General features: G+C 61.5%; 11 protein-coding genes. 8 read left to right on the top strand and 3 right to left on the bottom strand.

Going from position 1 to position 16,052, the window contains the following annotated elements:
- Positions 1 to 71: 71 nt before the first annotated feature.
- Positions 72 to 899, top strand: coding sequence for an alpha/beta fold hydrolase (locus IY716_RS11645; protein ID WP_218221862.1), 828 nt, complete (start codon positions 72 to 74; stop codon positions 897 to 899).
- A 234-nt stretch (positions 900 to 1,133) separates the two neighbouring features.
- Positions 1,134 to 1,922, top strand: coding sequence for a class F sortase (locus tag IY716_RS11650; protein ID WP_255316753.1), 789 nt, complete (start codon positions 1,134 to 1,136; stop codon positions 1,920 to 1,922).
- Positions 1,923 to 2,449: 527 nt separating this feature from the next.
- Here IY716_RS11650 and IY716_RS11655 read toward each other — a convergent pair.
- Both IY716_RS11655 and IY716_RS11660 read right to left on the bottom strand, forming a co-directional pair.
- Positions 2,450 to 2,944: a hypothetical protein gene (locus tag IY716_RS11655; protein ID WP_218221863.1), complete on the bottom strand. Its 495-nt coding sequence runs from the start codon at positions 2,942 to 2,944 to the stop codon at positions 2,450 to 2,452.
- Positions 2,945 to 3,309: 365 nt separating this feature from the next.
- A complete protein-coding gene (locus IY716_RS11660; protein ID WP_218221864.1) occupies positions 3,310 to 3,729 on the bottom strand; it encodes a DUF302 domain-containing protein in 420 nt (139 codons plus the stop codon).
- A 2,164-nt stretch (positions 3,730 to 5,893) separates the two neighbouring features.
- Here IY716_RS11660 and IY716_RS11665 point away from each other — a divergent pair.
- On the top strand, positions 5,894 to 7,261 hold the full coding sequence (locus tag IY716_RS11665) for an ISL3 family transposase (RefSeq protein ID WP_369699700.1): 1,368 nt from the start codon (positions 5,894 to 5,896) through the stop codon (positions 7,259 to 7,261).
- Positions 7,262 to 7,385: 124 nt separating this feature from the next.
- Complete coding sequence (locus IY716_RS11670) at positions 7,386 to 8,036, top strand: hypothetical protein (protein WP_218221865.1); 651 nt, start codon at positions 7,386 to 7,388, stop codon at positions 8,034 to 8,036.
- Positions 8,037 to 8,326: 290 nt separating this feature from the next.
- On the opposite strand, the gene IY716_RS11675 is transcribed toward IY716_RS11670, so the two are convergent.
- Entirely contained in the window at positions 8,327 to 13,144 is a 4,818-nt protein-coding gene (locus IY716_RS11675; RefSeq protein WP_218221866.1) for a type ISP restriction/modification enzyme, read from the bottom strand.
- A 329-nt stretch (positions 13,145 to 13,473) separates the two neighbouring features.
- Between IY716_RS11675 and IY716_RS11680 the strand changes: the two genes are divergently transcribed.
- The 4 genes from IY716_RS11680 (at position 13,474) to IY716_RS11690 (ending at position 15,843) form a co-directional block, all read left to right on the top strand.
- Positions 13,474 to 13,887, top strand: a complete 414-nt coding sequence (locus IY716_RS11680) for a hypothetical protein (protein WP_218221867.1) — start codon at positions 13,474 to 13,476, stop codon at positions 13,885 to 13,887.
- 311 nt (positions 13,888 to 14,198) lie between these two features.
- Entirely contained in the window at positions 14,199 to 14,717 is a 519-nt protein-coding gene (locus tag IY716_RS14095; protein ID WP_369699729.1) for a hypothetical protein, read from the top strand.
- A complete protein-coding gene (locus IY716_RS11685; RefSeq protein ID WP_218221868.1) occupies positions 14,671 to 14,907 on the top strand; it encodes a hypothetical protein in 237 nt (78 codons plus the stop codon). Before IY716_RS14095 ends, IY716_RS11685 begins: the two co-directional genes overlap by 47 nt.
- 123 nt (positions 14,908 to 15,030) lie before the next feature.
- Positions 15,031 to 15,843: a hypothetical protein gene (locus IY716_RS11690; RefSeq protein ID WP_218221869.1), complete on the top strand. Its 813-nt coding sequence runs from the start codon at positions 15,031 to 15,033 to the stop codon at positions 15,841 to 15,843.
- Positions 15,844 to 16,052 lie beyond the last annotated feature (209 nt).

A 16,052-nucleotide genomic window follows, 5' to 3' on the forward strand; every position in this document is an offset into this window, starting at 1 on the left:
ACGCGCGGACCCGGACGAGATTCATATGTTGACTCGTTGCTGGCGAAACGTTCCTACCAGAAGGAGAACCGATGACAGCCACTGATACCACGGTCCGCCGGGAACAGATCGAAGTCAATGGCACCAGCTTGTCCTATCTCACCAGCGGAGACGCCGGCGACAACACCTTATTGCTGCTGCACGGCACGTTCTGGAGCCGGGTCTGGCAGCCCCTCCTGGCCAAGCTGGGCGAAAGCGTGCACTGCATCGCCCTGGACCTGCCAGGTTTCGGTCGCAGTGATGGAGAGCTCGACGTCGATGAAGCCAGCGTCCCGGCCCTTGCCGGTACTGTCCTGGACGCCGCCGACGCACTTGGTCTGGACACCTTCGCTGTGGCCGCGCACGACATCGGCGGTGGGATAGCGCAGCACCTCGCGGTGCACAGCCGCCGAGTCAGCCACATGGTGCTGATGAACGCTGTCATGTTCGATTCCTGGCCTGTTCCGGCGGTGGCACGCTTCCGGGATCCGGCCGTTCGCGAGTCGGTGACCGCCGAGCAGCTGCAGGAGGGACGCCGTGAAGCCACACGGCGGGCCGTGAGCCGGGAGCTGACCGAGGAAGAGCTCGCCGATTACCTCTCCCCCTGGCAGGACTCGGCCCGCTCACGATCCTGGATGGCGATGGCCGCAGCCGCGGACAACACGTACACGCTCGAATTAGTGACCGCTCTGAAGGAGGCAGCCGTGCCGACCCGGTTGGTGTGGGGACGCGACGACGAGTTCCAGAAGATTGAATTCGCGCGGCGCTACGTCCGCGAGATCCCAGCAAGCGACCTCATTGAAGTGACGGGCAAGCACATCCCCACGGAAGATTCACCCGAAGACGTTGCAGCTGCCATCTTGGAACACCTTCAGGCGTGAGTCCATCTTGAATCTCCGGTGGGCAGGGTCCCCATCGAGTCCTCAGACGATGAGGTCCGATCTAGCCGCGTCAGGGACCCGTGCGACATCAGGGTTCTCCGTGATTCACTCGCTCCACGGACGCGCCGGAGGCACCACCGGAGATTCACGAGTCGCCCAACTTCGTTGGAGCAACAAGGACCCCACCACGTCTTCACCTTCTGGGGTCTACCGACTACGTGAAAAAGACCTCGCATGATGCACACCCGTCACCAACGCCCCGAGGCCCCCACCGCCACCCTGAGAAGCCGGCGATCACGCAACGCCGCTGTCGCGACCGGCACCATGCTCATGCTGGCGCTCACAGCGTGTTCCCCAGGACAGGACAACGAATCCACTCCCGGGCAGCCTGATAACACGGCAGCCACCGAGAATGAAGCCAACCCCACAGAAACACCAGAATCCTCCCAGACGCAGGGGTCCGCGCAGGATGAACCGGACGAGTCAGAAACAGACGACGGCACTGCCTCAGCCTCGCCCACGGCATCCCCCGGGCAAGACGATCAGGACAGTCAGAGTGAGGACGTCGCTGACGCCGCGGCGCCTGCATCCTTCGACATCCCTGCCATCGGGGCAAGCTCCGAACTGCTGCACCTAGGACTCCAAGAGAACAACACCCTCGATGTGCCCCCAGGAGACGCCGGTTCCCCCGCCAGCTGGTATCACGGGTCCCCGCCCCCCGGAGAGCAGGGCCCCGCAGTGCTGCTAGGACACGTCGATGACTCCCTTGGAGAACCTCGGGTCTTCGCAGATCTACCCGACCTCGTCGAAGGCGACGAGATCACCGTCGACCGGGAAGACGGCACCACCGCGACATTCGAGGTGACCAAAGCCGAGCAATACGATCAAGACAACTTCCCCACCCTTGAGGTCTACGGCAACACCGAAGACCCGGAGCTCCGACTGATCACCTGCGACCGGTACAACCAGGCGACGGGAGAATACGAAGACAACTACGTGGTCTACGCCACCCTCGTCAGTTAGAAAAGCGGCCTGTTCACCCTGGTATCGGCTGGTGACTTCCTCCTGCACTCAGCCCGCGGCCAAAGCTGAGACCTAGACCAAGACGCCCCCGAAATTCGAGGCTATTCAGGCCGAGGACGACAACATTGAGGTCGACTCCAGCACTGCTGAAGACGATGAGGGCACCGGAACCGGGGGCTTCCAGTGAAGCCATGCCTATGGGCCGAGCACAGGAGGGTAATCCGCCCGGCTCGTCTCGGGCAATCATGGCCGAGACCGTCAATGACCTCACCGACTGGATCGACGATCATCCATGAGGAGCCGACCTGATCGAAAGACGGTCCGGCACCGACGCGGTAGCAGCCTCGGAAGGCCAGCATGGTGACGACGCCCGCCCCGAAAAGCAGCTCGCGGAGTGTGAGATCGGCATCATCGATTACTTGGCCACCCTCGACCGATTGGCCTTGCCACGACGGAACGGAGAGTGGAGAGCCTCGAGTCGCGCGGATACGTCGCTCAGAGGACGTCTCCGCTGCTTCTAGGTCCGGTCAGGCGGCAGCGGGCAGGGACCTTGGCCTGGTTCGCGCCCAGGGGGGCATGCTGAGCAGGAACACTGTGGCTGCGATCATCAGTCCCGCGACGAAGATCGTGTCCAGATGTGTAGACAGCGCGGTCCCGTTATACATCGTGATGCCGACTGCCAACAGCGCCGCCGCGAGCGATACCAGCGCTATCCAGTGTTGGCGGCGCAGCCCCACCATGACGAACACGGCAGGAATCACGTACCAGATCACGCTAGCGGTCCCGAGAGAGTTGATCTGACTGATCAGACCGTCAGTGCCTGGTATGGCAGCGACTAGGGGACGGAAGAACATCGACGCGCAATGAAGCACCAGACCCAGCACCCCGATGACGGTGAGGAAGAGGTCCAGCCAGCTCAGGCGCCGGGCCACACGTCTGGGCGGGAGACCTGGAATCACCAGACGAAGTACCAAAAGGGCCAGGACGACCGCGGCGAGGGCCACGACAAACGAGTTCGACATGGCATCACTCTAGATCCTGACAAGTGGCAGAACTGTGTCCCAGATTCCACAACGACCACCGACAACGGCGATGTCTATGGTCTCTGTCGCGGCTGCAGTGGTGGCCGTGCGGATGGACGAGTCCCCTCAGCGGCCGGCAAAGGGCTGAGACGACCTTGAGCCCCCACTTCCGCCATGCCAGGACGTCTCACCATCAGCGACGTGCACCTCTCTGCTGACGGCTCAGATCATCACTGCGCGGGAGCCCGATATAGTCCACGCGGGCATCTTCCCAGGAGCCTTCCGGGGACCGTGGGAGTGGCTGAACGCGGGCACTGAGCCAGCACGGCTTGTCGATCAGCCCCCGTGAACGCTCAGCCCTGGGATCAGTCCTGTGCGATACCGCTGAGTGCGGTCAGGGCCGCGCGCAGCCGCTGTTCTGCGTCCTCGGCGACCTCTCGGACCGCGGGCGCGCCACTGAGCTGCACCATCGTCTGTGGGTCGATCGCGTCGATAGTGGCGTGATCATCGGTGGTGCCACGGCGAACAACCACATTGCAGGGCAGCAGCGCGCCGAGCTCAGGCTCTGCCGCGAGAGCTTTGCTGGCCAGCGTGGGGTTACACGCGCCGAGGATGATGTAGTCACCCACGGCCTCCCCGGCGTCGGCCCCGAGCTTTGTGGTGAAGGTGGCTTTGACGTCGATCTCGGTGAGGATCCCGAAACCCTGCTCCGCGAGGGCCGCACGGGTGGCGTCCACCGCCTGGCCATAGGACATCGGGACGGTGATGGTGTGGGTGTAGCTCATGGCGTACTCCTTCGACTCACGGTCACCGGCCCCTGACAGGAACGGCTAGGTTCAGGCTCTCATGGGATGGCCACTCCTCCGACTCCGAACGTGTTTGGTCAGCCACGGCACAACTCAGGCGTCAGGCGAAAACCTAACCGTCCTGGCCACCACTTATCCGATTCAAGAACCCCGTTGGGAGCATCTCGCTCCTGACGGGGTTCTTTTTTTCTGCACCGCGACGACGCGTGTCGACCTCAACGAGCCCATTACGTCGCACTCACGCAGACACGCTCACATAGGTAAGTTGAAGAAGGCTCTGAAATCGCCCTGCGGCTCCCTAAGGACCGCAGACACGACATTCTCACCAGTTGCTGACACTGCACGCACCAAATTCCGACAGTGCCGCGACGACGCAGAACCAGCTTCAATACAGTTGATGAACAACCCGTCGTCACGATCACGACAAGATCATGCGCTGTCCGGACGACGATCACACAACCAATCCGCCGTCCACGGTGAGAACTTGGACCACTCGAACCCACATGGCAGACCCGTCTGTTACCGCGCAGACCATGGCAGGTGTCGGTTCGCGACCGCCAGGCGCACACGACGGAGAGCCCGTGGCCCTTCACCTTGACGTCGGCTCCACCGATGAGGCCAGGGCCGATCGTGGCTCAATGGGACAGCGCACAGATTTGCCGTGCCTCGGTTTCGAGCTGCACTCCCAATGTCCCAGAGGGTAACGAAGGAGGACCTGCAGAGTCTTGCCGGGGCAACCGAGGCCTGGGTCTCTCACGTCCAAGACTCCGCCTCGCCACCGGTGCAGATCCACCAAGATCCGACAAGTTATCCACAGGGCTGAAAAGGGGTTCTGAGATGGAAGCAACGTTGCAAGACGGGCTCTGACAGGCGATATCCAAAGCAGCCGTAGCTGGTTCCTGGAAGATCCTACGGCCCCAGATAACTAGCATCCACATTTGACGTACAAGCACTACCTAGAGCACACAGAGAGGGCGATGAGCAATGAGAAGGACCGCCCCGAAAACAAGACCAGGGGAAGCGCAACGAACCCAGGCACCTAGCCCCTAGAAGCCGCTGAGAGGACCAGGGGCGAGGGCAGGTACCAGGGTGTCACGGAGAAGCTGTGCCGGGTCCCAACCCTGAGCCGCTGACCTGGGGGACCTGGTCCCGAAGTACCTGCCACACCCCAGGTCCCAGGCATAAAGGTGCAGGTCCCTAGGGGGTAGGTACCAGCGTTTCCCCTGATAGACGTGCATTATTGCCCGACTTCATCCGCTAAAGCTCCTGAAGGTCGGAAAGAAAGAAAAGGGCATAAGGGGGAGTGGCACCTCGCTTCGAATCGGACTCGCTGCGCTCCTCCTCTTCTCGCTCCGGTGGTCGGCACAGCCGACACTCCTTCCTCCGGCCTCTCCGAGCTCGCTTCGCTCCCTCGTTTCGTCCTCCGTCACCCTCGGTCGCTGGCGCTCCCTCAGGCCCCTTACTGCGTCGCTGCGCTCCTTGCCCTCCCACGGCCCTCTGGGGCCGTTCTCAGGTGCCCTGGCAGGTCTCACCGACTCCGCTTCGCTGCGTCCGGATGAGCCCTGTTTTCCACAGGTTTGGCGACCTGGACGCGCGCCCCGGCTGCGCCGTGTCTCGCAGAGAAGAGCGAGTGCAGAGACCACCTCGGTGCACCAAGGGGACCAGCTGCGTTCCGCAGCTGAGGGGCGAGGTGGAGACGGGGTCGGCCATGGCCGACCCGGGTGACGAGATGAGAATCTCGGGCGGAGCCCCAAGGCACGCACCGCATCGGTGAGTGATGCTCGCCTCGACCCCGAAGAGGACGGAAGAAGGCGCCTAACTCGCCACCGCGCGCTGCGGATCTTGTAGTCACCTGCAGCAGATCTCTCTGGGATCGGTCTCCGAGCCCTATGCTGTCGCAGTTCGAACTGACGTCTCCCCTGGCCCTGGACCGAGCTGGCTAGGGCGACGCAGCACCTTAATGATTTCCGAAATGATTCCCACGACAATTAGCTGCCTGGGCAGAAGACATTCCGGGCTCTACGGATTTCAGGTGGGGGCGGGGTGACACGCCGAGGAGCAGGGTGAGTCAGTAAGAAGGGGCCGGGGCCCTTGATGATCAGTAGCGACCAAGCAAACTGAATCGTCGAAAGAGCCCCGACCGGTGTCTGAGAATACGCGCCCTGCTCCGGCCTGCCCAACCCTGACGGGCTACTGCGATCATTGCGATCTCTTCGCAGGCCTCGATGGCCTCCACGTGATCGACGTCCACCGCACCACCACGCAGGACCGCCAGCAGCACGGCAAGCAGAAGGCCCAGCTGCAGGTCTTCGTGGAATCCGCTCCCGGGCTCACCGGCTGCCCGGACTGCGCAGTCCTGGCAGTCAGTGCCGGGCGGCATGAGGTCGAGCTGATCGATGCCCCGGTCTATGGGGTCCCGGCGACGCTGATCTGGCGCAAGCGTCGATGGCGCTGCCCGGACCCCGACTGTGATCGTGGGGTCTTCACCGAACAAGACCCGGCCGTGGCGGCCCCGCGGGCGCTGATGACTCGGCGGTGCATCAGCTGGAGCATCGCCCAGATCCGCCGAGAGAACGTCTCAGTAGCCGGGATCGCCCGGCAGCTGGGCATCGACTGGCACACGGTGTGGCACGCGATCCGCCCAGCCCTGGAGTCTGCGGCATTGGATCAGCGCCGCTACACCGGGGTCGCCACCCTGGAAGTCGATGAACACGTCTGGCATCACGTGGATCGGCGCCGACGCGGACCCAAAGAGCTGACCGGGATGGTCGACCTCACCCGAGACGCTGAAGGTCGGGTCCGGGCTCGGCTGCTGGATCTGGTCCCTGGGCGCACCGGCGCTGCCTATGCCGGGTGGCTGGCCGGCCGCAGCGAGGCGTTCCGGGCTGGGATCAGCGTCGCGACCCTGGACCCGTTCGCTGGGTACAAGACCGCGATCGATGCCCAGCTGGAAGACGCGACGGCGGTCCTGGATGCTTTCCACGTCGTGAAATTAGGCACCGCCGCGGTCGATGAGGTGCGCCGGAGGGTCCAGCTCGACATTCATGGTCACCGCGGCCGCAAGGGCGACCCGCTCTACGGGATCCGCAAGGTCCTCCAGTCAGGAGCGGAGAACCTCACCGAGCACCAGTGTGCTCGCCTGGAGAGGGCCATCACGGCTGATCCTCGACATGAAGAGGTCTTCCTCGCCTTCCAGTGCGCCCAGGAGCTGAGCAGCGCCTATCAGCACAAGGACCTGCGCGCCGGTCACCGGATCGCGTTGAAGGTCTTGGAATCCTTCCCGGGATGCCCGGTGCCAGAGATCGCGAGACTGGGCAGGACCCTACGCCGCTGGCGAGACGCGTTCCTGGCGTACTTCACCACCGACTGGGCGAACAATGGTGGTACTGAAGCGGTGAATGGGTTGATCGAGCTCGCTCGTCGGGTGGCTCGTGGGTTCCGCAACAGGGAGAACTATCGGCTACGGATGCTGCTGATCGGAGGAGGTCTCGATGGAGCCCTCCCCACCTGAAGTTCGATGAGCCACATTCCGCACCATGTTCCCGGGCGGCGCAGCTCATGCGGCGCGGGACCCGGGCACCTCGATCCACCACAACTCAGGAAAGACTTTGAGCTGGGGCTGGGAGACTTGTCGCATGATCTCTGACTCTGTGCCGTGGAAAGAGGATCTTTTGAAGGTCGCAACGGCCCTCGAGCGACGGGCCCAAACGACGCGGTGGACGGAACGCACAGGGTTCCTCGTTGAACGCGACCTCATGATCGGCATGTACACAATCCGACGTCTAATAGAGTCCGCGAAGACATCCACGCTTCTGCCGCGGGAACGCATCGCACTTGGAATGCATCCGCTCATCGGCCCGGCGCCCCGCTCCTACGATCGATGGTCGTACTACGAGTACTACGACTTGGACTCGAAACGTCAGGTGCAACTCACGGTTGGGCAACTGATCAATCTGTTCATCCACTCCTTCATTCTCGAGTTCTATCCCCCGTCAAAACACGGCCCAGCCAGAATTTGGATCGTGTCTGACCGCGTCCGAGACAAGTGCTTGTACTCGCTTTCTTTCGAGCGCGTTGCGAGTCTGTTCAACCGCGTCGGAAATGAAGATCTTCTATACGTCGCCAGCCAGGGAGGCGAGCCCTGGGGGCAATTGTCACAGCACGATTTCGTTGAGGCGGGGCTGGCGCAGTATGACCCGTATCCCCACGTCGAGACGCCGACTCACCCCTATGACCAGCTTCTCACCGCGTTCCCTTCGGTCCTGGGCGGTCGGGGCCAGGGTTAAGCCCGAGTCAGCCAGACCACGAACACAGGACTGCTCATTCGGATCTTAGGCACCCAACCCACCTAGGACGCTCACGTAGTACCTGCCGAATGTCGACGGCGTACCCGGGGCAGCGCCCTCGTTATGCCGTTCGAACAGATGCACTTCGGCTCGAAAGCTAGACACACAAACCTGCACTCGTCCCGGAGCGGAGTTGCCATGGGCGGCGACGGAACCGCGTTTGCTCTATTGGGAAAGCCCTCCGGTGAGGAGGCAGGCAAGAACAACGCTGGTCCGAAGAGGACTCGGGATTATTCGAGGGGCAACTCGGGTAATCCCTGGAGAATCCGCTGAGTCTCTACGCTGACTGTCGTTACGCGCTTGATGAGGTCGACGACGTAGCGAGGATCGCCGTGCTCCTCGGCCCAGTCATTTGGGTCGTTCACGATGCCGGAAGCCTTGTCAGTCTTGACCTGGTAGCGGTCGATGAGCCATTCCAGCGCCGACCGTGACCCGAGCACGTACCCATGTGCCTGCTCAGGTATCCCTGAGAGGGCCACGTTCTGGTTGTAGACCATCTTCGACTTGTCCGGAGTCCGGGACTTCCCGCCCCACCGCAACTTCTCCACGCGGTAGTAGTCAGCCGCCGCCTCGTCGTCAGCGACGTGTTCCTCCACGAGTGGGTACGGCTCAACGGTCTCGTAGCCAATGTGCAGAGCCATCAGCGCACGGCCGGCCTCGGCGAACTCTTGGAATGCATCCGTTGTCTCCGGCAGCGGCACGCGCGGTAGTTGACGCTTCAACTCGGCCGCGTAGGTCTCCCGGTACTGCGGAGAATGCAACATGGCATACACGTTGGCGAAGATGTCGTCCTTCGACACCCGCTTCCCGAAGGCGTTCCTGTAGCGGTCCAATGCGTCGTCGCTGACGTTGTCTTCCCGGAGGAAGCCGTCCACAGTCGTCTCCTCGTTCTCCGAGATGGCGGTCAGCATGTCTCCCTCGCTGACCGGACGATAGGTGTATCGGGCGAAGAACTGGCCACCGCTGCCTGCGCCAGTTACGTGCAGGTCTGGGACGCTGTCGAGAGCGATCACAGAGAAGGGCACCGCGCTACCCATTCCCGCAAGATAGAAGCCATAGTTCGGGTGGGACGGCGTGGGGAACATCGACGGGAGCTGGTAGATCATGTCGTTGAGCTGCCGGTTGAAATAGACCCGCTGCTTCGTGAAAGGTCTGTAAATTCCAACCCTGATCGACTCGTCCTCGAACTCGTAGGGCTTGTTGTTCGCGAGATCGTTGAAGGTGCCGCGGTTCCAGCTGATCTTGGACGGATCATAGGTCGCGTGGGCTTTCGCTTGGGCAAGTCGCTCGTCAGCTGTTTGACCCGTGGGCCGGAAGGTCTCGCGGTCCTCGTTGTATGTCTCGATCAGGGTCCGCATGTTCCGAGTAAGCTCCACTTCGGAGAAGTTGTAAACCCACGCGTCGCGCCCACTCGCCAGACCGCGCCCGTAGTTCCTAAAAATTGGAGCGTGGCCGGCGGAGCCCTTCTTGTCTCCCAGGGGCGGAAGCGTGTCATAGAAGTCTGACGACTGGTTGATCCACTCGCCCTTAGCGTTGGGAGTGACGCTCTCCCATCGGGTGCTGGTGATGGTCGAGTCGCGGACAATAGCGAGCTTGTCCTCGCGTGTCAGGTAGTCCCCAATGTCCCGGTAGTGCAGCACACAATCACCCGCGTGTGAGGGGTCCTTGACCCCGATCATGATCGCGACCGTGGCCCGGCTACCAGCCCCGAAAATCTTGCCACCCTCTCTGCGTGATTGTTCTCCGGCTGTTCGCTGATTGCCTCTGAGGTTGTAGACGTAGAGGTGGTCGAAGTCTTCGGCGAGGCTCTTGCGGAGTCCGTCGGCGGAGTTGGAGTCGATGTAGCCGCCGTTGGTGACATAGGCGAGGATCCCGCGGTCGCCGATGCGGTTGGTGCCCCAGCGGATCGCTCGAATGTAGGAGTCGTAGAGGCTGTTGCGGTTCTGCCCAGTGGTGTTCTTGGCGTAAGTGTCGCGGATGCTGGCGTCCAGGGTGGGGTAGGTCTGGTTGGCGTTGTTGTCGTTCGCGCTGTTCTGCCCCGATGAGTAGGGCGGATTGCCCACGATGACCCGGATGTCGGTATCCAGCTGGCGGGCAGCCCGGTGGTTGTTGGTGGTGAAGACCTCGGTGTCGAGGGTGTCGCCGTCTTCACTCATCTGGAACGTGTCGGTGAGCACGATGCCTTCGAACGGGGCATAGTCCCCGCCCGCGATCCCGTGATAGGTCGCTTCAATGTTGATCGCGGCGATGTAGTAGGCCAGCAGCATCAGCTCATTGGCGTGGAGTTCGTTCGCGTACTTGCGCGCCAGATCATGCGAGGTGATCACTCCAGACTCGAGAAGCCTGACGATGAAGGTGCCGGTCCCGGTGAACGGGTCAAGCACATGGACGCCCTCGTCGGTGAGTCCTGCCCCGTAGTGGATCTTGGAGAGGTCGTCGACGGCGTGGATGATGAAGTCCACGATCTCGACTGGGGTGTAAACGACGCCGAGGGCGTCGGCCTGTTTCGGGAACGCGGTCTTGAAGAACTTTTCGTAGAGCTCGGTGATGATCTTCTGCTTGCCGTCGGGGTTGTTGATCCCTGCCGCGCGGCGAGCCACAGATGCGTAGAAGTCGTTCAGCGACTCGGTTTCGGCGGTGAGGTTGTTGCCCTCCAGGGTGGCCAGCATGGCGTCCATGGCCTGGGAGACCGGGTTGTGGGCCGCGAAGTCATACCCCTGGAATAGCGCGTCGAAGACGGGCTTGGTGATTAGGTGCTGGGAGAGCATCGACACCGCGTCCTCGGCCCCGATCCCCTGGTTCAGGTTGGCCTTCAGCGCCTCCACAAATGTGCTGAAAGCTTCCTGGACTTCTGGGGTTGGGTTCTGGTTGACCAGGGAGTGGATGCGCCGTGTGTGCCGTCCTGCGACCTCTGCAATGTCTTTGGACCAGTTCTCCCAGTACTCGCGGTCGCCGACCTTCTGGACGATCTTGGCATAGATCGCGTCGCGCCACTGGTCTGCTCCGGGGAACTCTAGGTCGAAGGCCAGCTGCTGCGGGGTGGAGACGCTGGGGTCCTCGTCCTCGTCGGCCCCGGTGCCCACCCCGATGACCTGAAGGGTCTCGTCGCGGGCTTCGTTGAGGTCGATCTTGTTGATCTTCGCCTCGAACCGGTCATCGTGGGACCGCAGCGCGTTGAGCACGCTCCAGATGACCTTGTACCGCTTGGAGTCCTTCAATGCCTGCTCGGGGGTCATGCCGGTGGGGATGCCGACGGGCAGGATGATGTATCCGTAGTCCTTGCCGGGGGCGGTGCGCATTACCCGGCCCACGGACTGGACGACGTCGACCTGTGAGTTCCTCGGGTTCAGGAACATCACCGCATCGAGAGTCGGCACGTCGACGCCTTCTGAGAGGCACCGGGCGTTGGTGAGGATCCGGCACTCGCCCGGGTCGGGCTCCGCTTCGAGCCACCGGAGCTTTTCGTTGCGGACCGCGACGTTCATCCCTCCGTCGACATGGTCGGCTTCACACACCAGGTCCCGGGAGCTGTCTTCGGCGAGCTGCTTGGTGATTCCGGAAAACATGCCCGCGACCCGTTTGGACTCTTTGATGTTCGAGGCGAATGCCACGGCGCGGCGCATAGGTCGACCCACAGCATTCGCAGTCTTGTCTGCGGCGGGGTCATCCGCACCCCGGGTAGCGAGCCCATTCCAGCACCCCACGATGCGCGCGACGTCATCGATGCCCAGTTCTCCCTCGTCATCTGTGAGCAGTGACTGGAGCTGGTCGTTGACGGCGTTCTCGTCGACCGCCAGCACTAGGACCTTGTAGTCGGCTAGAAGTTGTTTCTCCACGGCTGTGCCGAACCCCAGGTGATAGAACTCTGGACCGAACTTCGAGGTGTCGTCCATTGAGGCGACGGCCACGGACTTTTCTTCTGCCTTGGCCTTGGTGGTTTCGTCGAAAACTCGGGGTGTGGCGGTCATGTAGAGCCGCTTTTCGGCGTGGATGAAGGAGTTGTCGTGGATCTTGACGAAGGCGGATTCGTCGCGACCGGCGATGGTTGCTCCGGTGGTGCGGTGGGCCTCGTCGCAGATCACCAGGTCGAAGTCACCGAACCCGCGGGCCTGGGCTTCGGCGACCACGTCGATGGACTGGTAGGTGGAGAACACGACGGTCCGGCCCGGGTAATCCTTGGCAAGTTTTCGGGAGTTCACCAGCCGTGAGGCATCCGTCGTGGCTGGGACCGCGAGGTCAGTGGTGGAGACATCTTCGTCGGTGTTCTTCCCGACCTTCACGTCTGAGCAGACTGCGACCGCGCGGAAGTCCTCGGTGGCATCGTTCTTCCATTCCCGAAGCGTCTGGGACAACAAGGCGATGGAAGGCACCAGGAACAGCACCGTGCCGGTCGAGGGTGTCTGGTTCTCGACCAGTTGCAGCGCGGTGTAGGTCTTGCCGGTACCGCAGGCCATGATCATCTTGCCCCGGTCATGCTCGACGAAGCCTTTCTTTACTGCGGCCATCGCTTCGCGCTGGTGTTCTCTTGGCGCTTTACGGCCTCCGGCGCGGACCATCTTCTCCGGTGCCTGGATGGAAAACTGCTGCCAGGCAATATCCGCCCGAGCCAGATCGTGGATGTTGAGAACGGAGACCGAGGGCTCGACGTTCTGGATCGCCGCCTGCGCGTTGGGACCGAGCCCTTTCGCGCTGGTGGAGACCAGCATCCGATACTCGAACTCAGAACGGGAGGATGCCGCGAGGAAGGAATCGATGTCGGGCTTGGAGACGGTGCTCTGCGGGTCCAGGAACTTGCACTGGATCGCGGTGAGTTCCCCGGTGGCGGCATTCTTCGCGACCAGGTCCACACCGATATCTGTGCGGCCGTTGCGGCCCGGGTACTCGTTCCAAAGCCACACATTGGAGAACTCGGAGCCGTACACCGGGTCAGTCGTCAGGTAGGACTTCATGAGCCTTTCAAACTTGCTGCCCTTGTCCCGTTCATTCAAGGCACCGTGGTAGAGGGTGTCCAGCAGCGAAAACAGCGCGTCAGACGCAGAAGAACTCATGCAGGCATTATCCAGGAAACTTCGGCGAACACTTACCTGGCTCCGCGAATGGGACAGTCCCAAGATCTCCGAGTCAACGCCATGAAGTTCCCAATAAGGGTGTCGAAGAGCAGGGTGGTCTCGACAGTGCTAGCTTCCACGCGAATTCCCACGACAATAATCCACCCCTTGCGCTTCTCGATTTCTAGATTTACCAACTTTCTTTTACCATATAAACTCGATTACTATATTCTTTATAATCTGCAGAAAGCGAGCGAATTATGTCGGAACCAATCGCCTGGGTCGTGTCCACAGCGAGATACGGAAGGGGTGATGATGCCCAACTGCACGTGCGCGTGCTGTGCCCCCTGTGCCACCTGATCCACACCCACCTCGGGAACACGCTGGGCGATCCACGCCTCGGCGGCCGCGTCGGACACTGCGGCAACTCTCGCCCGGAGACCGGTCCCACCGGCTATGACATGGCCTGGACCGATGACGCCGGCGCGCAGCTTCTGAACTCCGAGATGAACCACTGCCACACCATCAAGCCCGCTCACGGCAACCTGTGCTCAAACAAGGTAACCACGCGGCACACCGCAGGCTTCCAGTGCAAATATCACGAGCTCAACGGCGCCGCAGAGACTCGACGAGCCATCGACACCTCCTCGATCGTGGCTGCTGAGCAGGAGAGCATTTACACCCCGAGGTTCGACATCTTGTCCGGCCGTTCCGTTCCGACATTTGAGCGGATGTCCAAATGAGGGTCGCACCTGGGACCTCGAGGTTCGCGAATAGCGCGTCGGCTCGCACATCGCAGGCACGTCGCGCAGTAGCGAATGCTTGCAGCTGACCCGTGACAAGTCAGCGCGACTGTTCCGCGAGCGGATGGGAATCTCACCCCGGACATCCCAGGACGCGCCCCGTAGTTGATCACCTACGTGCCAGAACCACCAAAGGTTTAGCGTGATCTAACTTGAAGACGATCTAAGGCACCTTGGTTTTCACGACAATCAGCTGCGCACCGTGTCTCAGGCGCTCTTCATGTTACAGCTGTGAGTAGATGGGTCCTATGATGCCGACGCCGAAGATCCCAGACGTGCTCGCCACCCGACTCTCCGAAGACCTGCCCGCCCAAGCAGCATTCCCTTGGAACCGCGCCAAGTGGGAAGCGGAGATCCACGACGTCTCTGACGCTGGCTCTGTACTCCGAACTCTCCCCGATCGTCTCGATCGAGAGACGGTACGTGGCGCAGTGCAGGCGAATCTTTCGAGAGATCGGGTGCTGGGAGCGTTCGTGCCCGTTCTAATCTGGGGCGGCCCAGGAGGATACGGTCCCTTCCGCGCGCGACGGATTCTGACAGGCGTGGCTACACGAGGCAACACAAGCGCAGTCGTCGACGACTCTATCCGCGACCGACTTCTTTCCGGTGCGGAGCGCGCCCGTCAAGCGGGAGCCGCAGAAGGCTTTCGATTCATGAACAACGAGGGCAAGATCAACTACTTGGGTGGTGCGTTCTTCACGAAGTGGCTAGCTTTTCTGCTCAATGACCAGCGCAGTAGACGGTCCAGAGGTTGCTCCCATCCTAGATAAGCGAGTCCGTGACTGGATCGCCAACCACACCGCGGATGACGACCATGTCAGCCTCTCCACGACTTCGAGTCACGACTATCTCCGCTACCTGGAGCTACTTGATGCTTGGGGGTCGCCGCTGGGCCGGACCCGGGCGCAGGTTGAGCTGGCCATCTTCGAGCTCACCAGAGACCGTCCTGTCGAAGTCTGAGCAGTCTCTTGTCACCCAGTACGGCCAGACGGCGTTACGCGTCGGGAACAGTGGGGCACCTTGAGTAGGGAAACGAAATTGCAACGCGCCATCCGAGAATCCAAGTCCGGAGTGGTTCTCCGAATGCAAGAACACCTCAAGACACCTACTCTCTTTCGCGTCTTGGGAGCTTTAAGCTTCATCCTCGCGCTGCTCATCACTTTCGCGGCTATTGCCAACTGGGCACGCAATCCTGAGAGCTTCTATATAGCCCCACGAGATGCGGTCGACTGGGCGGGATGGGCTACAGGTATGGGGGCGCTAGGCACCACTGGGGCTCTCATCTACGCGGCTTTGAAGTTTCGGTCTGATGCGGACGAGCAAAGGAACCTTCGAGTCGATCGGGACGCTGAAGCGAAGGCCATCGCAATGCCCCTAAAGGTCGACGTGTCAGCGTTTACCGCGGAGGAGCACAGCCGAGAGGTAATTGGAGTGCGTTTGGAACTCACCAACCGAGGGAAAGAGCGATTCACTGATATTCAGGTCAAGGTCCCGGACATCTCGGCGGTGTTGAAGCGTGGCCGATCTGCCCCGATACCAGCAGACATAGTCGAAGATGACCCCTCATTTGGTAGGGAGGAGGAAGACTGGGCTGATGTGGATCCCCCCATAATTGCAGAGCCCGAAAGTAAGCAGATTTGGTTGTGTGGGGACATTTCGCCACACCACATAATTGAATTGGACTTGAGGTTCGATGTACCCCAATCGATGGATGACTGGGAGCCGAAACCACCGGCTGGACACTCAGGCCAATGGGAACGTGAGGGGCGGATCGTCGTGATCTTTACCGACCATAAGGGTCACACCTGGGTTCGTTCGACTGAGGGGCGGCAACCTTTACAACGGCTCTGGCCTGATGCTTTCATCGTCGAACAGCACCGCCCCGGAGTCCATTGAGCTACGTTGCCCAAGTCGAAATCGAGCGACCGGCCGACCGGGCTTCGTTGCATAGGCTGATTGTAGCGATGATATCGCCATCCCCAAGAAGGGCTCTACGACCAAGACCTTAGGCACGCGCGCTCAGGCCCTGGTCTCGGATGTTCTCATCCTTGGTCTTCCAAAAGAAGTAACCGAAGCGCGAACTAATCACATCCCGTAGCGGACAG

It is taken from the genome of Nesterenkonia sp. Act20 (genome assembly GCF_019173455.1).
In the GTDB taxonomy this organism is placed as follows: domain Bacteria; phylum Actinomycetota; class Actinomycetes; order Actinomycetales; family Micrococcaceae; genus Nesterenkonia.

What these genes read in the sequence shown, in the direction of transcription:
- IY716_RS11645 (WP_218221862.1), top strand. Translation starts at nt 72, where the DNA reads ATGACAGCCACTGATACCACGGTCCGCCGGGAACAGATCGAAGTCAAT.
- IY716_RS11650 (WP_255316753.1), top strand. Translation starts at nt 1,134, where the DNA reads ATGATGCACACCCGTCACCAACGCCCCGAGGCCCCCACCGCCACCCTG.
- IY716_RS11655 (WP_218221863.1), bottom strand. Translation starts at nt 2,944, where the DNA reads ATGTCGAACTCGTTTGTCGTGGCCCTCGCCGCGGTCGTCCTGGCCCTT.
- IY716_RS11660 (WP_218221864.1), bottom strand. Translation starts at nt 3,729, where the DNA reads ATGAGCTACACCCACACCATCACCGTCCCGATGTCCTATGGCCAGGCG.
- IY716_RS11670 (WP_218221865.1), top strand. Translation starts at nt 7,386, where the DNA reads ATGATCTCTGACTCTGTGCCGTGGAAAGAGGATCTTTTGAAGGTCGCA.
- IY716_RS11675 (WP_218221866.1), bottom strand. Translation starts at nt 13,144, where the DNA reads ATGAGTTCTTCTGCGTCTGACGCGCTGTTTTCGCTGCTGGACACCCTC.
- IY716_RS14095 (WP_369699729.1), top strand. Translation starts at nt 14,199, where the DNA reads ATGCCGACGCCGAAGATCCCAGACGTGCTCGCCACCCGACTCTCCGAA.
- IY716_RS11685 (WP_218221868.1), top strand. Translation starts at nt 14,671, where the DNA reads ATGACCAGCGCAGTAGACGGTCCAGAGGTTGCTCCCATCCTAGATAAG.
- IY716_RS11690 (WP_218221869.1), top strand. Translation starts at nt 15,031, where the DNA reads ATGCAAGAACACCTCAAGACACCTACTCTCTTTCGCGTCTTGGGAGCT.